The sequence below is a fragment of the Flavobacteriaceae bacterium genome (assembly GCA_014075215.1).
In the GTDB taxonomy this organism is placed as follows: domain Bacteria; phylum Bacteroidota; class Bacteroidia; order Flavobacteriales; family Flavobacteriaceae; genus Polaribacter.
The window spans coordinates 3,925,296-3,941,430 of the sequence record CP046177.1 but is presented as its reverse complement, the minus strand read 5'-3'; the positions used below and the strand labels follow the sequence as shown (position 1 = coordinate 3,941,430).

At 32.7% G+C, this 16,135-nt stretch carries 17 protein-coding genes and 1 pseudogene; 4 read left to right on the top strand and 14 right to left on the bottom strand.

Annotated features, from left to right (window positions below; all coding sequences use genetic code 11):
* Positions 1-248: 248 nt before the first annotated feature.
* The 4 genes from GKR88_19600 to GKR88_19585 all read right to left on the bottom strand — a co-directional run bounded on the left by GKR88_19600 (position 249) and on the right by GKR88_19585 (position 3,942).
* A complete protein-coding gene (locus GKR88_19600) occupies positions 249-1,607 on the bottom strand; it encodes a pyridoxal-phosphate dependent enzyme (protein QMU66269.1) in 1,359 nt (452 codons plus the stop codon).
* 366 nt (positions 1,608-1,973) lie between these two features.
* Positions 1,974-2,831: an IS3 family transposase gene (locus GKR88_19595; protein ID QMU66268.1), complete on the bottom strand. Its 858-nt coding sequence runs from the start codon at positions 2,829-2,831 to the stop codon at positions 1,974-1,976.
* Positions 2,831-3,202 carry a transposase gene (locus GKR88_19590; protein ID QMU66267.1) on the bottom strand — a complete coding sequence of 124 codons (372 nt, stop codon included), beginning with the start codon at positions 3,200-3,202 and terminating at the stop codon, positions 2,831-2,833. Before GKR88_19590 ends, GKR88_19595 begins: the two co-directional genes overlap by 1 nt.
* Before the next feature lie 125 nt (positions 3,203-3,327).
* Complete coding sequence (locus GKR88_19585; protein ID QMU66266.1) at positions 3,328-3,942, bottom strand: outer membrane beta-barrel protein; 615 nt, start codon at positions 3,940-3,942, stop codon at positions 3,328-3,330.
* 400 nt (positions 3,943-4,342) lie between these two features.
* Here GKR88_19585 and GKR88_19580 point away from each other — a divergent pair.
* A pseudogene (locus GKR88_19580) lies at positions 4,343-5,507 on the top strand (IS3 family transposase).
* A gap of 286 nt (positions 5,508-5,793) precedes the next feature.
* Here GKR88_19580 and GKR88_19575 read toward each other — a convergent pair.
* The 8 genes from GKR88_19575 to GKR88_19540 all read right to left on the bottom strand — a co-directional run bounded on the left by GKR88_19575 (position 5,794) and on the right by GKR88_19540 (position 13,518).
* A complete protein-coding gene (locus tag GKR88_19575; protein ID QMU66265.1) occupies positions 5,794-6,246 on the bottom strand; it encodes a hypothetical protein in 453 nt (150 codons plus the stop codon).
* Complete coding sequence (locus GKR88_19570) at positions 6,224-6,457, bottom strand: hypothetical protein (GenBank protein ID QMU66264.1); 234 nt, start codon at positions 6,455-6,457, stop codon at positions 6,224-6,226. Before GKR88_19570 ends, GKR88_19575 begins: the two co-directional genes overlap by 23 nt.
* Positions 6,447-6,794, bottom strand: coding sequence for a transposase (locus GKR88_19565; protein QMU66263.1), 348 nt, complete (start codon positions 6,792-6,794; stop codon positions 6,447-6,449). The genes GKR88_19570 and GKR88_19565 overlap by 11 nt, the downstream gene beginning before the upstream one ends.
* 244 nt (positions 6,795-7,038) lie before the next feature.
* Positions 7,039-7,563 (bottom strand): DUF4348 domain-containing protein, encoded by a 525-nt coding sequence (locus tag GKR88_19560; protein ID QMU66262.1) that lies wholly within the window; start codon positions 7,561-7,563, stop codon positions 7,039-7,041.
* Between the two features lie 13 nt (positions 7,564-7,576).
* On the bottom strand, positions 7,577-8,548 hold the full coding sequence (locus tag GKR88_19555; GenBank protein QMU66261.1) for a peptidoglycan DD-metalloendopeptidase family protein: 972 nt from the start codon (positions 8,546-8,548) through the stop codon (positions 7,577-7,579).
* Positions 8,549-9,268: 720 nt separating this feature from the next.
* On the bottom strand, positions 9,269-10,147 hold the full coding sequence (locus GKR88_19550; GenBank protein ID QMU66260.1) for a tyrosine-type recombinase/integrase: 879 nt from the start codon (positions 10,145-10,147) through the stop codon (positions 9,269-9,271).
* Positions 10,131-11,060 carry a tyrosine-type recombinase/integrase gene (locus tag GKR88_19545; protein QMU66259.1) on the bottom strand — a complete coding sequence of 310 codons (930 nt, stop codon included), beginning with the start codon at positions 11,058-11,060 and terminating at the stop codon, positions 10,131-10,133. The genes GKR88_19550 and GKR88_19545 overlap by 17 nt, the downstream gene beginning before the upstream one ends.
* A 175-nt stretch (positions 11,061-11,235) precedes the next feature.
* Positions 11,236-13,518 carry a toprim domain-containing protein gene (locus tag GKR88_19540; GenBank protein QMU66258.1) on the bottom strand — a complete coding sequence of 761 codons (2,283 nt, stop codon included), beginning with the start codon at positions 13,516-13,518 and terminating at the stop codon, positions 11,236-11,238.
* A 154-nt stretch (positions 13,519-13,672) separates the two neighbouring features.
* On the opposite strand from GKR88_19540, the gene GKR88_19535 reads away from it, so the two are divergent.
* The 3 genes from GKR88_19535 to GKR88_19525 are packed head-to-tail and all read left to right on the top strand — an operon-like array spanning position 13,673 to position 14,524.
* Positions 13,673-13,999, top strand: coding sequence for a helix-turn-helix domain-containing protein (locus tag GKR88_19535; protein ID QMU66257.1), 327 nt, complete (start codon positions 13,673-13,675; stop codon positions 13,997-13,999).
* Positions 13,996-14,205 (top strand): hypothetical protein, encoded by a 210-nt coding sequence (locus GKR88_19530; GenBank protein QMU66256.1) that lies wholly within the window; start codon positions 13,996-13,998, stop codon positions 14,203-14,205. The genes GKR88_19535 and GKR88_19530 overlap by 4 nt, the downstream gene beginning before the upstream one ends.
* The gene (locus tag GKR88_19525) at positions 14,195-14,524 is read left to right on the top strand and encodes a hypothetical protein (protein ID QMU66255.1); all 330 of its coding nucleotides are present in this window, start codon (positions 14,195-14,197) and stop codon (positions 14,522-14,524) included. Before GKR88_19530 ends, GKR88_19525 begins: the two co-directional genes overlap by 11 nt.
* Positions 14,525-14,634: 110 nt before the next feature.
* Here the strand turns inward: GKR88_19525 and GKR88_19520 are convergent, their stop codons facing one another.
* Positions 14,635-14,952, bottom strand: a complete 318-nt coding sequence (locus tag GKR88_19520; protein ID QMU66254.1) for a hypothetical protein — start codon at positions 14,950-14,952, stop codon at positions 14,635-14,637.
* A 1-nt stretch (position 14,953) separates the two neighbouring features.
* Positions 14,954-15,706: a DUF4329 domain-containing protein gene (locus GKR88_19515; GenBank protein QMU66253.1), complete on the bottom strand. Its 753-nt coding sequence runs from the start codon at positions 15,704-15,706 to the stop codon at positions 14,954-14,956.
* Positions 15,707-16,135 lie beyond the last annotated feature (429 nt).

Genomic DNA, 16,135 nt, shown 5'->3' with positions numbered 1-16,135 from the left:
TACTCGAATTGACGAATTTTATCAAAATGCACAACGGGTATATAGAGTCAAATGATACGAAACCTCACAGTCTTTAAGATCTGTGAGGTTGACCTCAATATCATTTAAAAATAACTGTTTTTTTATTAGTTTTTGAAACTTTTTAACCCGAAACGGTATAATTCAAGGATTCAAATTTTAGTGTATTATTTGAGGAGATTTATCCAAAAGAAAAGTACCTGAAATTACCTTATAGACGATTAGGTTTTTTATATGGCATTAATAATATCGTACTTCGTAATAATATGATGTTTATTCTCTTCAAGAGCTACCAGAACCGCCTGATTATCCTTAGTAATTAATTTGGAAATACTTGCTATAGAGGTAGATTTAGATACAGTGGGATATGCTGCTCCCATGATATCCTTAATAGGTTTGGTAGTTATATTTTCATCTTCCAAGTAATGTCTTAATAAAGACGACTCGTCTACGGACCCTACCAAACCATCGGTATCTTCAACAGGGATTTGAGATATTTTATATGCTCTCATCCGTTCAATTGCATGAGCAACTAACTCCTCTGTTTTTATGGTGATCAAGGGTTTATCTATATGGTTTTTAATTAAATCCGCTGCGGTAGTCATTTTTTCTTCCAGAAAACCTCTATCACGCATCCAGTCGTCATTAAACATTTTTCCTACATATCTACTTCCATGATCGTGAAACAGTACTACTACTACATCATCTTTTGTAAAATGTTTTTTTAACTGAATCAATCCTTTTATGGCAGCACCTGCAGAGTTTCCGACAAAAATACCTTCTTCCTTTGCAATTTTTCTCGTATATATGGCAGCATCTTTATCTGTAACTTTTGTAAAACCGTCAATCAGGCTAAAATCTACATTTTCCGGTAAAATATCTTCGCCTATCCCTTCCGTGATATACGGATAGATTTCATTCTCGTCAAAAATACCGGTTTCGTGATATTTTTTAAACACTGAACCATAGGTGTCTACTCCCCAAACTTTGATATTCGGATTTTGCTCTTTTAGATATTTGGCAGTTCCGGAAACGGTTCCTCCTGTTCCGACTCCCACAACAAAATGTGTGATTTTTCCTTCGGTTTGTTCCCATATTTCAGGCCCTGTTTGCTCATAATGAGCTACAGCATTTGAAGGATTGTCATATTGATTTACATACCAGGAATTGGGAATTTCTTTTCCCAATCTCTTAGAAACCGAATAATAGGATCTCGGATCATCCGGCTCTACATTCGTAGGACAAACTACTACTTCTGCTCCTACTGCCCGCAGAATATCCATTTTTTCTTGGGATTGCTTATCCGAAATAACAAATATGCACCTGTATCCTTTCACTATGGCTGCCAGTGCTAAGCCCATCCCTGTATTCCCCGAAGTTCCTTCAATAATTGTTCCGCCCGGTTGTAACCGGCCGTCAGCTTCCGCATCTTCAATCATTTTTAAGGCCATTCGGTCTTTTACGGAGTTTCCGGGATTAAAGGTTTCTACTTTTGCCAGTACCAGCGCATCTACCTCTTTAGTTACCGTATTTAACCTTACCAAAGGCGTATTTCCAATGGTTTCTAATATGTTTTTTGCGTATTTCATTGTCTTCGGTAATTTATCCCGAATTCTGCATTAGAAAATCTATTACAGCTTGAAATTGTTTCAAAATATATCGCTTCACTTCATTTTTGAAATGAACCGTAGCGGTGCTACGCTACATTTCAGAAAACGTTATATTTTATCACAATTTCAACCTTCATTACGAAGTTCTAATACAGAATTCGGGTTTATACTGCAAAGAAACAAATTATTTTAGAGTTGAGTTTGTTTTCTAATGGAGTTTGAAAGTTAAAAAGTTTGAAAGTTGTAAAGTTTTACTCAACAGACATAGGGATTGGTCTGTCTATGATGCCTACGCCAAAAAGATGTGTCTCGTCCTAAAATAGGGCTACAGTTAATTATTAAAATTTATGCTACATTTTTGTGCACGTAATTAGGTGTTTTATAATCTAAAGATAAATGTAATCTTTTATTATTATATAATTTGATTGCATTTTTTGTTGCTTTTTTGGCGTGATTGATATTTGTAAATGTTTGGTCGAGGAAGAATTCATCTTTTAAAATTCCGTTAACTCTTTCGGCCATTGCGTTTTCGTAGCAATGATTTTCTTGGGTCATACTGATTTGTATCTTTTTTCTTTTCAAAATTTGAGTATAAACATTGCTACAATATTGTATTCCTCTATCAGAATGATGTATGATTTCTTCGGTATTTTTAGTTTGATAAATAGCTTTATTTAAAGCTCTAACACAGCCTTTAAGTTCTAAACTATCACTAATATCATAGCCTACTATTTTTCTTGAATACATATCAGTAATAAGTGCTAAATAACAAAATCCATTTATAGTTCTTATATAGGTAATATCCGAAGCCCAAACTTGGTTAGGTCTATTAATGATCAGGTCTTTTATGATATTTTTATATTTATAAAAACGATGGTAAGAGTTGGTTGTTTTAGAAGAATATTTTTTCCTTCTAATTAACAAATTATTTTCTTTTAAGATTCTAAATAACTGGTCTCTACCTATATTTATATTCTGTTTCCTAAAATCATTATGTAAGGATTTCATTAGCTTTCTAGTACCTTCTCTGGGTAATGTTTTCCTGCTTTTTTTAACAAGCATTATTACATTTTGTTCTATTTGTTTTTTAAGAACAAACCTTTTTTGATATTTGTAATAAGCATCTCTTTTTAACTCGAAAGCATTACAAATAGTAGCGATGGCGTACCTTCTTTTTTTTCTATTAATCGGTGCTATTTTCATTAAGGCTTTATGTTTAAGTTTTTTTTTAATTCTTCAACATTTTTATAGCCAAGATTTTCAGCAGCTACTTCAAGATAACTATCATTCACAAGTTTATCTAGATCCTTTTTAATAAGAAGATCTTTGAGTTGTTTTAGCTCTTTTTGAAGGGCTTTAATACGGGATAATTCGTCGTCTGTTTGCACGGTTACACGGGTGTTCATTAAATCTTTACGGTCATATTTTTTAATCCATACGTTTATCGTACTAGATTGTATGCCGTAAGTTAAGGCAATTTGTCTTTTGGAATGGTTTCCTTTGGTAAGTTCTGCTAATACTTTGAGTTTAAAACTCTCACTATAACGTCTTACATATCCATCATTTTTATACATATACTTGTTGTTTTTTGTATACATATTTCAGGACGGGTCAATGCATGCTATAACGATTTTGTATATGAAAAGTAGCAGATTGATGTACTATTTTTTACATATCTTGTTGGCAATAGTTATTTGATTTAAAAGCTAAATATACCACCGACATTTATACTATTTCCAGTATTTTTTATCGTAAAATCATCTGAATCTTTTAAAATGTTTGTAACTCCAAACAGACCCTGACCGTCAATTAAGATACTGAAACTATCAGATACTTCTATCTTATATCCTATTCCATAAGAAATTGCCAGTTGAAATGATTTATAAAAATCTTTTACATCTTGTCCATTAATATCTCCTTTTAATAAAAATCCCGGTGTAACTCCAAAATTCAAATTCCATTTTCTCATACTTCCAAAATGCCAGTTTGCGTTTATCGGTATGTTTAAATAACCTAATTGTAAATCTAATCGTAATTCAGAGCCAAGAACAGGTTGTAATTCGGAGCCGGAAACAGAGGCTCCCATACTAAAATAAGAAAGACCGGACCTAATACTCCATCGATCATTAAAGTAATAATCACCAATTACGCCAAATTGTAATGCATCTCTTGAATCTAAACCATCCACCTCATCTCCACTTAAAAATGATCTGGAATAACCAATGTTTGGTATTAATTCAATAGTCCCGGAATCTCTTTTTTGTGCGTTTAGGGTAATTGATGTTAAAATCAGCCCACAAGTAATGGTAAAAATAGTTTGTTCATTTTTTTGGTTTTAATAGTTACTGATAATTTGCGTTAGTATTTTGTATTTACAGGCGATTGTGGGTAGCAACCGTTTTTTTAATATCAAATCTTACTTCGGTAATTTCTATAATGTCATTACTACTAATCAGGCTTGTTTTTAGAATTTTTGCTTTCATTTTTTAAATAGTTTACTATTTTATTTTGTAATTTTTAGTTATAATTTATAACTAATACCAAAGTTCAGTAACACTTCTTCCGGGTTAAGTCTGGAAGGAAATATGAACCCTATTTTTTCTTCGGATTTTTCATTTCCAAAAACAAATACTTCCGAAGACAGATATAAGTGGACTTGCTACATTTAGAGTGACAAAGAGTTAAGCTAATTTTATCTAAAATAACTTAACCATATGAAACGAATAAAATACAGTAAAGAGTTTAAAATTAAAGCAGTAGAATTAAGCAATGTACGAGGTAACACAAAGCAGATTGCCATGGAATTGGGAATCAGTGCAGATCTTATTTACAGATGGCGTAGAGAATTAGAACAGCGTCCTGATTTAGCTTTTAGCGGTAATGGCGTCAAACAACTCACAGAAGATCAGAAAGAGTTAGAGCGATTACGTAAACAGCTCAAGGATGTTACCATGGAGCGGGATATCTTAAAAAATGCCGTGAGCATCTTCTCCAAGAGCGATCGGAAGTATTGAAATTTATCAAAGATTACAGTAGAGAATATCCGGTTGGGAAGATGTGTAAAATTTTTAAAATTAGTAGAAACAGTTATTACAGGAGTAAGAATTATGTTCCATCAGATAGAGATGGAAAAAATCGTATGCTACTCTCTGAGATTCACCGTATCTGTGAGCGAAGTAAATCTACTTATGGAAGTCCTAGAATTACAGAGGAACTCAAAGCTAAAGGGTTTAAAGTATCTAGGTCTAGGGTAGCACGATTGATGAAAAAACACGGGATTAAAGCAGTTCGTAAAAAGAAATTTGTTGTCACGACAGATTCTAAGCATCAATATCCAGTAGCTGATAATGTATTGGATAGAGATTTTAAAGCTACCGCTGCTGCACAGAAATGGGTTTCTGATATTACCTATTTAAAGCCTGCACAAGGATGGCTGTACTTAACGGTAATTATTGACCTGTTTGATCGTAAAGTCATTGGTTGGTCTTTGAGCAATGGACTCAAAGCAAGACAAACTATCATTGCTGCATGGAGAATGGCTGTAAACAACAGAATGCCTTGTGAAGGTATGATTTTTCATTCTGATCGAGGTGTACAATACGCATCTCATGCGTTTGTTAATATCCTTAAAAGTTATCATGTAACACCCAGTATAGTAGAAAAGGAAACTGTTGGGATAATGCAGTAGCTGAATCTTTTTTTAAAACAATCAAAACAGAACTAATGATAGACAATAAGTTTATATCCAACAAAAGTCTTCAAATTAAAGTCTTTGAATACATAGAAACTTGGTACAACAGATACAGAAGACATTCTGCTCTTGGTTACAAAAATATCATCGAATTTGAAAAATTATATCAAATCAAAAATGTAGCTTAACTTTTTGTACCATTTTTTGTTGCATATCCAAAGTGTCGGTTCCCGAAGTTTCATTCTGAATAATTTTCATTATCCAGTTAGTCAATTTTGCTTTATTTCCTATGTATCTTCGACTGTGCAATTCAAACTTTTCAAGATGGTCATAGTCATTGAAAAGAGATAGTCCGTATTTTATTTTTTGTTCAGCAAGATGAAAACCTTCAAGTCCAAAATCTTCATTTTGAACTTCATACAGTATTTTGTCGCTAATTAGGGGTCAAGCAAAAAAGTTGTGGGATTTAGATTTTTACGCATAAATTTTAGATAGTCTGAATAGGAAGAAAGGAACAGATCTTACGCCTCTAAATTGTAGTCTAAAAGCTTTTATTTTAGCATTAAAAGATTCAGCAGAAGCATTGGTACTTCTATTATCAAAGAAATTTAAGATGCTTCGATAATGACTTTGTATTGATCTAGCTACTGTTCCAAAACTTTTACTGAACTCTGATTTTTCTACCTTATCATACCATCTAGCTCGTTTTTGTACATGAAATCGGTCTGTGACCTGAGTAGCTTTAGGAAAGGCTTTTTTAGCAATCTTTTCCATAGTAGGTGCCATATCCAAAGTGATTTCTTCTACTAAATATCGGTCTTTACTTGGAATTTTCCTTAACACTTCTATGACTCGTTCACTTTGTGTGGTAGCTACTATGGCTACTAAACTGCCTCGTTTTCCTTTACCTGCTTTGTTGGTAATCACTGTATAGAGCTCGCCTTGAGTATGCTACTTCATCAATACTTAAATGAGTTCCTATATTCTTCTTAAAAAGCAGCCATTGGTCGGCATGAGCTAATTGATCCCAAGTCAAAAAGTTACTTAAATGATTGCGATATTGTTCTTCTAATCGCTTGCCGTTAAGGTGATAGTAGGTAGATAAACTTTTACAACTTACTGGAATACTATCTAACAAGCCTCTTTAAAAAAAGAGAGAACTCTTCTGTCATTCGAGTTCCCTTTGCTACCAAATTCCAATCTCTTGAGAATACTTCTGAGGTATCAACATCTAACCATCGTCTACGTTTTACTTGTAAAAAACAAGCCTTGTTACGTACTGGAAAATCTTGAATATCTACTACTGGGTAAAATCCTTTGGAATGTAATTTACGATGAGATAACTCATCTGGTTGTATAGGTTTTTCTTCTAAAACCAAAGTAAGTTTGTTCGTTGAATCTTTTACCTCTTTAAGTTCAAAGTAATCTAAAATACCTTCGGGTAAAAAATGCTTCAGGAGCTCTTGTGTATGCATTTGAGTTTTTAAACCAAAACTCTAAAAAATTAACCTACTCCACAAACTTTTTGCTTGATCCCAAACAACCATTGTAGATCACACAACCTCCAAAAACAATATATCTGGTGGGGTATGCTCTGGTAAGCTTACGTAATTTCTTTAACGATATTTTTTCTTTCATAAGCATAACAACTTTTGAAAAAAGAGCCACAAACAAATTACGAATGTGGCTCTTAATATTGCCAATAATAATTACTCTATTTTAAGTAGATTTATCTAATATCTCTACCAAAAACCAACAGTCATCTATTTTTTTGAATTTAAAATCTATTGCAAGCCCATTATCTAAGCCCCTTCTTTGATAAATTATTGTATCTCTTTCTTTTAGCTTTACTACTTCGAAAGCTCCATATTCTTTTTTAAAGGCGTTTTTATCTTCAATAAAGTTAAAAAACCTATATGACTTATAATTTGTCATCTCAACAATAAGCTTACTATCTTCAAGACCTTCATAATATAACCATTTTAAAGGATATTTAACTCTTTTCTTTTGGAAAATACTATCCTTACCAAAACGCTCAAAGAAAATATCGAATGTAGTATCTCCACAGTTCTTGGGCATTTTAAAAGGCTTTATAGTGTCTTTTTTTAAAGGTTCCTTTTTTACGGTTTTCTCAATATTAATTGAATCTTTAGAAGAAACCGATGTATCTGTTTTTTTAGATGTACCTGTTTTGCAACTAACTAAAAATAATAGGCTAATGATTATAATTTCTAATTGTTTCATAATTTCTATTTTTTTAACAGTTTACTAAGGTACCGTCCGGGCCAACACATTTTTTAGGTAATGGATTTGGAGTAGATGTCGGAGGGGTAACAATTATTGAGCCCGGATTAAGTGGTGGGCTTACCGGAACAACTGTTCCCGGTTGAATGGTAGGTAATGGAGTAACTGTTGGTGTTGAAGTACTACTGCTTGATGAATTATTTGAACTACCGGAATTACCATTAGAATCAGACGTATCAGAATCTTCGCTACCAGTTGTATTATTAAATATTAAAAACAACAAAGTACTATCAAAATAATAATTTGCACTTTCCATTGGTCTTGGAACCCACTTTTGAGGGTCAATAGGAGCTCCATTTTGCCAGGGATTTATAGCTGTATAACTTCCATTTGAATTACGCTTGTGGATTTCATAATGTAAATGTGATAAACTCCCCAGTTCTTTTCCATAAGCGGAACCTCCCATTAAACCAATGGTTTGTCCTTCAGCAACTTCATCTCCTGGCTGAACAACTACTGAACTTAAATGCATATATTTAGTTAAAAAACTGCCATCAGGAGATTCAATAACTACAATTCTACCTCCTGAATCTTTTGCACTTAAAGGGATTATTCTTGAAACCCTTCCTGAATGTGTAGCAACAATTGGTGCTCCATAATCAGTATTTCTTCCTCCTGAATAGTTTAAATCTAATCCATTATGGTTTCTACCTCTATTAGGTATATAGCCAAAATATTCATCAGGTCTTGCTTTCCTTCTCCAGTTGTTAAAAAATAAAGGAATCGGCCAGGGGATAGTTCCTGCATAATCACTAAAATAAATAGGATTGTTAAAAGCATAATTATATGGAGATTGATTTCTCATAAATTCTGCCAGTGGGTCAATGCTCAACCACATCCACTCGACTTTTTGCTCGCGCGAGCGCTCACTTTTCACTATGTGTAGCGTTTTTTCTGTGCGATATGTGAGTTTTCTGCATCCCATTTTTAGAGTTCCTAATATACTTTTATTTTTTCAGTTGAAGATTTCATTTGAAAAAAAAGTATCGTTCCGAAGTTTTTCGTTTTAAAAAGACGAAGATTTAAGCGGTGGATTTTTTCGAGCGTTGGCAATCTTCGGCTTTTTAAAATGTTGCCAAGCGGCATAGAGCGACACAAAGATTGGCGGAACGAGTTGTGCAAAAAAACGAGCAAAGAAGTAAGGCGAGTTTTTTCGCTCGCTGTCTTTTTGTGAAGCTTTTTTTGTGCAAATTCGGTGTGTCGGCTTACGAAGTAAATATTAAATCAATCGTAGTGCGCTGGCAGAAGTCGGTGGAAAAAAGCGTTGGAAGTGCGGATATTTTACATAATAGCAGTTATAACTACAGAATAAATTAACATAGCGAAGCGTACCTTTGAGAAGCATTTTGCTATTATAACTTCTATTATGTAACATAGCTTGGGATGGTTTTTATGGCGGATTTTTTGTTTTCGAGCGTTGGCGATAGCTGTTTATAATTGTGAGGAACGAGCAAGTTATAAAGTGCTATTTGTGCGTTGGCTTACAAAAAATGTGACTTAAAAACCATAGAAGTGTGGCGAGCGGAACAAGATAAAATACAGGGGATTTTGAGGAACGAAAAAACTGGATTTTATCTTGTGTGGGATTTTGCGTAATGATTGGTTTTTATTTGCGAGCTTGTGACGAAGGAACAAGCGAAGCTTTTTAACTTATCGGATGATAATTTTCTATTGCGTTTTGTAACTGTTCTAATTCTGTTTGTTTGTAAGCGATTGTTGTTGAAGCTCTTTTGTGTCCGCTAAAAACCTGGACTAATCTTGTGTCGTTTTCCTTTTTTAGAAGATTTGCAATAACACTTTGCCGGATTTTGATTGGTTTTATCTTTTGGCTTTCGTTCCGGTTTTGGTTGATAATTCTACTAATACTGTGAGGATTTATTTCATTTCCATATTGTCCTAAAATAAAGGTTTCATTTGTAGTTTTAAGATTGTATTTAAGTAACTTCTTTCTATCTTTTTCTAAGTAATTAAAAAATAAAAGGACTTGTTTGGCTTGTAGTGGTAAGGTTCTTTTTTGCTGTCTGTAACCGCTTTTTATATGGATTTCGCAAGTATTTAGATTTATGGATTGTAGTTGTAATTCTGCTATTTCTTTAACTGTTAAGCCTTGATAAATGAGTAAACTGATTATTATTTTATTTCTATTGAGTAACTGTTTTTTCTTCTTTATTTTATAGTTTTTAAAGAAGTTTTCTAAGGCTTCTGGACTGTAAAGATTATCTACCGCAATGGTTCTATCTATCTTATCTTTTAAGAATAATTCACTACAAGGATGGTCTTTTCTTTTGCCGACTTCCAGTAAATAATTGAAGTATATTTTTACAGCATATAATCGATGTCGTAAGGTTTTTGGGCTTAAATCGTAGTTCTTTCGTAAATAAGCAATATAATTTAAAACCTCTTTGTAATTGGCTTTCTCTGAACGTTTGCCATAATAATCTGTAAACTTTTTAATGTTGTATAAGTTGCTTTTTAATGTGCTTTTACTGTATTTATTTTTTAAATAATTATGAAGAGTTATCATATAGATTATTGATTTGATTTTGTGAGATATGTGTATAAATTTCTGTGGATTCGATATGGCTATGTCCTAAAAAGGTTTGTACTTGCTCCAGCTTCATTCCGTTTGCTAAAAGATGTGTGGCTATTGAGTGTCGTAAATTATGGATGCCGATTTTGCAGAGCGCCTCTGCAGGCAATTTATTCCCAAAATCAGTTCGCTTAATCAGTTTCTTCAGTAAGCTGTTAAAAGTCCATTCTTGCATTCTGTAGCCTTTGTTATTTATAAAAATCGCATTGCTTTTATTTTCATTTGAAAAAATAAATAGTTCTAATTCTTCAGCTACTTTTTTACTGATTGGTACTAATCTTCTTTTGCTGTTCTTTCCTTTTTCTACAATAATTAAACGTTCTGTAATTCTAATATCTACTTTGTTTAAATCGCTTAATTCTTGTACTCGTAATCCACAACCATAACCAATATGTAATAATGCTATTTCTTGATTATTTGCTACTCTATAGAGTTCTTTTATTTGGTTTTGAGTAAAAATATAACGTTCTACTTTTTCTGTTGGGTTAGTAAATTTTAAATGAGAAGCTGGACTACTTTTTATAATTCCTAAGTCTAATAAATGTCCTAAAAACTGTTGTAGATTTCGCATATGGTCGTATCTACTTTTTTGCTTGATTGGTAGGTTTGTCCTTTGGCTTATTTTGACTTTTAAATACTCGTGATAGCTTGATATATCTTGTGTGGTTACTTCTTCTATCTTAAATAAATATTGATATTCTAACCAACTAAAAAACTCTTTTAAATATAAATATCTGGTTTGTGTAGTCTGATGATTTAAGCCTAATATATCTAAATGCTTTTTGTAATTTATAGCATAATTTTGATACGTTTCTGTATGGATTTTATGTTTGCTTGGTGCTCCCATATTTCGACTGCGCTCAATATAAATTCTTTATGACCTTTTTAATACTTATGATGCTTTTGCTTACTCAATATTCTGGAATTAGGAACACTAACTATATTTTGGTAGATAATTATTTAAATATCAATAAGTTAAAAAATTATTTAACGTTCCATTGGTGTTCCGTAGCGTTCCGTAATTATTTGCTTTGTTGTCGTAGCTGTTCGATTTGTAATAGCAAATAATCTTTAATTTCTGCTCTAAGTTTCTGATAATTATCCCAATAAGAGATTTTATATTTAATGCCTTTATTTGAGTAACCACCAATTTGTTTTACATATTCCAACTCGGTTAAGGTCTGCATATATCTAAAAACTTGTGTTTTACTACTGTTTAAATGTTGTCTTACTTCTCTTAAAATAAAATCTTGATTATCATTCTTTACATACTTTTTTAAGCGTTCAAAAAACTGTCTGAGACTTCCATCTAATTCATCTACTTTTAAAACAATGCTTTCAAAAAGGATTTCTGTAGCTTCTTCTATATCTTCTATCTCTGTAATTAATTGATTGTGTTTAGTAAGCTGTCTTTGATGTTGATTTAAAAAAGTAACTTGTTTTATTACTGCTTGGTACATTTCATTTAAGCGTCTTATTTTATGTACTTTCTCTGGTAAGTGTAATTGTGTGGCATACGGATTAATGACTTCATAAACCTTTAATTGTCGCACTAAACTTTGTATAAAATGGACTGCTCTTTTAGCTTCGTTTGGGTCGATTTCTCCTGCGTTTCTTTGGTTTTGGTAGTTGATGATTTTTGTGGTTTGTGTCTTACTTTCATCGACTGCAATTAAAGAACTTCTACTCATATTATCCTCGTAGGTTTCTCCTTTTGTAGTTGCTGATAAGGATGAAAATTGTCCTTTTACTATTTTGTGTGCCGATTTATTATTTCCTTTTTTATCCTTTATGGTTACAGAGCTTCGCAATATTTGATTAGATATAAATTCCCGTAAAGCATACAACGCATCTTCTTTTAATCCGTCTAAATCTTCTATGATTATTACTTTTTGGAACAAATCAAATTCTCCCCAATTATACAAACTACTTTCTGTTATTCTTGTAAAACGAAGTACATCTTCTTGTGGCATTAAATCGGCTATTCTGCTTATTAAATGTGTCTTTCCACTTCCAGAACTACCTTGTACCAATGCGTGTAATGGACTTTTATTTAAGTAGCTAATAATTATCATAAACAACAATAATCTGCTATTTTCTTCGCCTACTATTCCTGCTTTGCCGATTTGGATATTTAGGTTCTTTAAGAGGTTTTTACGACTTAAAAAGTCGATTGCGTTATCAATAATTGGCTCTTTAGATTCTTCATTTATAATAGCTTCATTTGAAAAAATAAAATCTGTCCTCTTATCTAATAATTCTATAAAAATAGTATCGTTATGCAGTTGTAAGGTTTCGTTAATGTCTTTATTTATAGGCTCTAAAACACTTAATTTTATTCCTGGTAATATCTCAAGCAACATTTTACAATATTTCTGTATCGCTTCTTTACCAGCTGTGTCATTATCAAAAGCAAAAATGATTTCTTCTAATTGTTTCAAGTCTTTTATAGCTGTTAGGATTTCATCATTTAATCCGTTAGTTCCGTAACACGCTAAAATGCTGTAAGTACCTGTAATCGCTTTTATTTGAAGCAGAGAAGATGCATCGATAATGCTTTCGGTTAATATCAGTTTTTTAGTGTTTGGATTGGGATAGTTTGGATATAAACCTTGTCTATTCTTCAGATAAAAATGTTTTGCTGTTTTCTTATCTAAAGTGCTTCTAAAATATAATGATACGGTCTGCCCGTGGCAGTTCTTTAAAGCAAAACAGATACACCATTTACCAAAAACATTATAGGCTTTGTTTCCAGTTCTACCGACAATATTTTTATCGATTAACAAACCATATTCTAAACATTGATTTATTAGGGTTTCGTCTTTACGTTTTCCGTGATGGAACTGTCCAGCATTATAACCAACTGGCGAGCCGCCAGACCCTAATTTTTTAAAGTCTAAATTTCTTTGTTCTAAATATTGTTTGGCAGGTTTGCTGTTATGTACTGCGTTACAGAAATATTGGAACATATTGGCTAAAAACTGACTCTTGCTTAAATCGGGTTGGTAACGTTTTTTACTATTGGGCTTTTGGTAGCCTAAAATTTCTTTGCATTTTTTCAACGCTTCGTGTTTGGTGCTATTCTCTTTGTGCATTACAAAATCTATTACATCCATGCTCTTGCCGTGTGTTTTGCAATTACTACTAAAACAATAAGCGGTTTGGGTTTTGTAATAGGCTTGGAAGCTTGGTGTTTTATCTTGATGAAAAGGACAGTTTAAACGGTTGTTCTTATCGGTCTTTAATCCGTAATAATGTAATACTGTGGCTAAGGTTAGATTTGATTTTATGTCTGCTATTTCCATTTATAAAAAAAGTTTAAAATAATTTTAGTCAACTTTAAAGCACAAATGTAAACTTCTGTTCTCAATTAAACAAAGAACTATCCTTTTTATTTGGAACTATAATTGACTATATTTGTTTCATAATGTAAACTTGAATACTCAAAAGTGCTTTATTATGGACTTAGGAAGCAGAATAACTGAATTAAGAAAACTAAAAAACTGGTCGCAAAACCAGTTAGCTAAAAATATTGAAGTCTCTCGTGAGATTGTAGGAAGATATGAACGTAATGACGCCATACCATCTATAGAAGTAGCAAAACGATTAGCAAACGCTTTAGATGTATCCTTAGATTATCTTGTTGGTGACGCTGAAGAAAAAATGGACAAAAACACAAGAAATAAAATTCAAGAAATAAACAAGCTAAATGCAGACGACAAAAAAATGGTGTTTACTTTTTTAGATGCGTTTATTACTAAAACAAAACTTCAAAGTGTGTTATGAAAATATTATTAGAGATACAAGACAGTAAAGCATCTTTCTTTATGGAAGTGTTAAAAAACTTTTCTTTTGTAAAAAAAGCAACTCAAATTTCTAACGCTAAAGCCAATGTAATGCAAGATATTAAAGATGCTGTTGAAGAATTGAAATTGGTGAGAGAAGGTAAATTAGAAGCTCGTAACGCTGAAGATTTAATCCATGAATTATAGCGTTAAAACCATACCTAAGTTTGAAAAAAACTTAAAGAAATTAGCTAAAAAATTTCCATCTCTTAAAATGGAATACGTACAATTAATTAAAGCCTTAAAAGAAAATCCTGAACAAGGTACAACTCTTGGTAACAACTGCTATAAAATACGCCTTGCCATTAAATCTAAAGGAAAAGGAAAAAGTGGTGGCGCCAGAGTAATCACTAACATTGTAATTGCCGATACTACCGTTTATCTACTTACTATTTACGATAAATCTGACAAGGAAAATTTAACAGACAAAGAACTTAAAGAACTGTTGGAACTTGTGCCAGAATAAAAAACAATAATCAATTTATTTGGTGTTTTATAGCTAAAATGAAAATACAGAGTATCTTACAACAAAAAAGCTTTGCATTTCTGCAAGGCTTTGTTTGCAAATTATATTTGCTATTTACCGTGAATTACTTTTAATACTTTACAATCACTTTTTCTTATTTCAATATAAGGGACGTCTCCTTTTTGAGTATTTGAAGTTCCTTGTACTACCCAAATGTCATCATTTTCAAGCTTTGCAACAAAAGGCTTTTTATCAAGTATTTTATTCCCGTAAATTGGCAACCATATAGCCTCTGCTATTTTAATTGCAGTAATCTCGTTCGGAACGTAATCAGTTTTATTGTCCATATTTTCTTGAAATGAAGTTATCAATAATGTAATAACAATTAATGATGAAAAGGCTAATAAGGTTATGGCTGTTTTTTTCATACTACATTTTTATTTTAAAATTTTCATTATTATTAATCGTTGGTGGCTCCCGCGTTGGAAGAACTCCACCAGCTTCATTAATCTTTTGTGTAGCTGACTTAATTGAAGGATCCTCGGTTGGATGTATATTATTCTTTCGTCCAGGGTCATTAGGGTCACTTGGTATCTTATTTACATTTATTGTAGTTGTACTTTTAGTACTTGGATCATATTTCTTAACCGATCCATCTGGTGTTGTTACATATCCAACCAATCCTGTTCGATCATTATCTGAAGTATCAGTTCCTGAAAAATTATTGTTGTCATAACCTTTTTCATAACCGCCGTGGGAATGAACATCCGCTACATCTTTAGAACCTGTTGGCGATGGTGATACATTTACACCATCGTTACTGCCTTTGCCAGCTTCAGAATAAGTATAGTAAGTTTTATCATCTTTTTTGACTTCATAGATTGTTGAACCAAATTCCTTATATCCAACAATTGATCGACCATTGTAATAGACACCGAAATCAGTTGCCGCATCATCAATCGAAGCAAATAGGTCTCCAGGATCGGCAACTCTCATACCATCAGGGTCAACGAACCTAATTGGATTATTCATTACATACGCATATGGCGAGATACTCGGATATTTTTCCGCCAAGGGGTCAACACTCAACCACATCCACTCGACTTTTTGCTCGCGCGAGCGCTCACTTTTCACTATGTGTAGCGTTTTTTCTGTGCGATATGTGAGTTTTCTGCATCCCATTTTTAGAGTTCCTAATATACTTTTATTTTTTCAGTTGAAGATTTCATTTGAAAAAAAAGTATCGTTCCGAAGTTTTTCGTTTTAAAAAGACGAAGATTTAAGCGGTGGATTTTTTCGAGCGTTGGCAATCTTCGGCTTTTTAAAATGTTGCCAAGCGGCATAGAGCGACACAAAGATTGGCGGAACGAGTTGTGCAAAAAAACGAGCAAAGAAGTAAGGCGAGTTTTTTCGCTCGCTGTCTTTTTGTGAAGCTTTTTTTGTGCAAATTCGGTGTGTCGGCTTACGAAGTAAATATTAAATCAATCGTAGTGCGCTGGCAGAAGTCGGTGGAAAAAAGCGTTGGAAGTGCGGATATTTTACATAATAGCAGTTATAACTACAGAATAAATTAACATAGCGAAGCGTACCTTTGAGAAGCATTTTGCTATT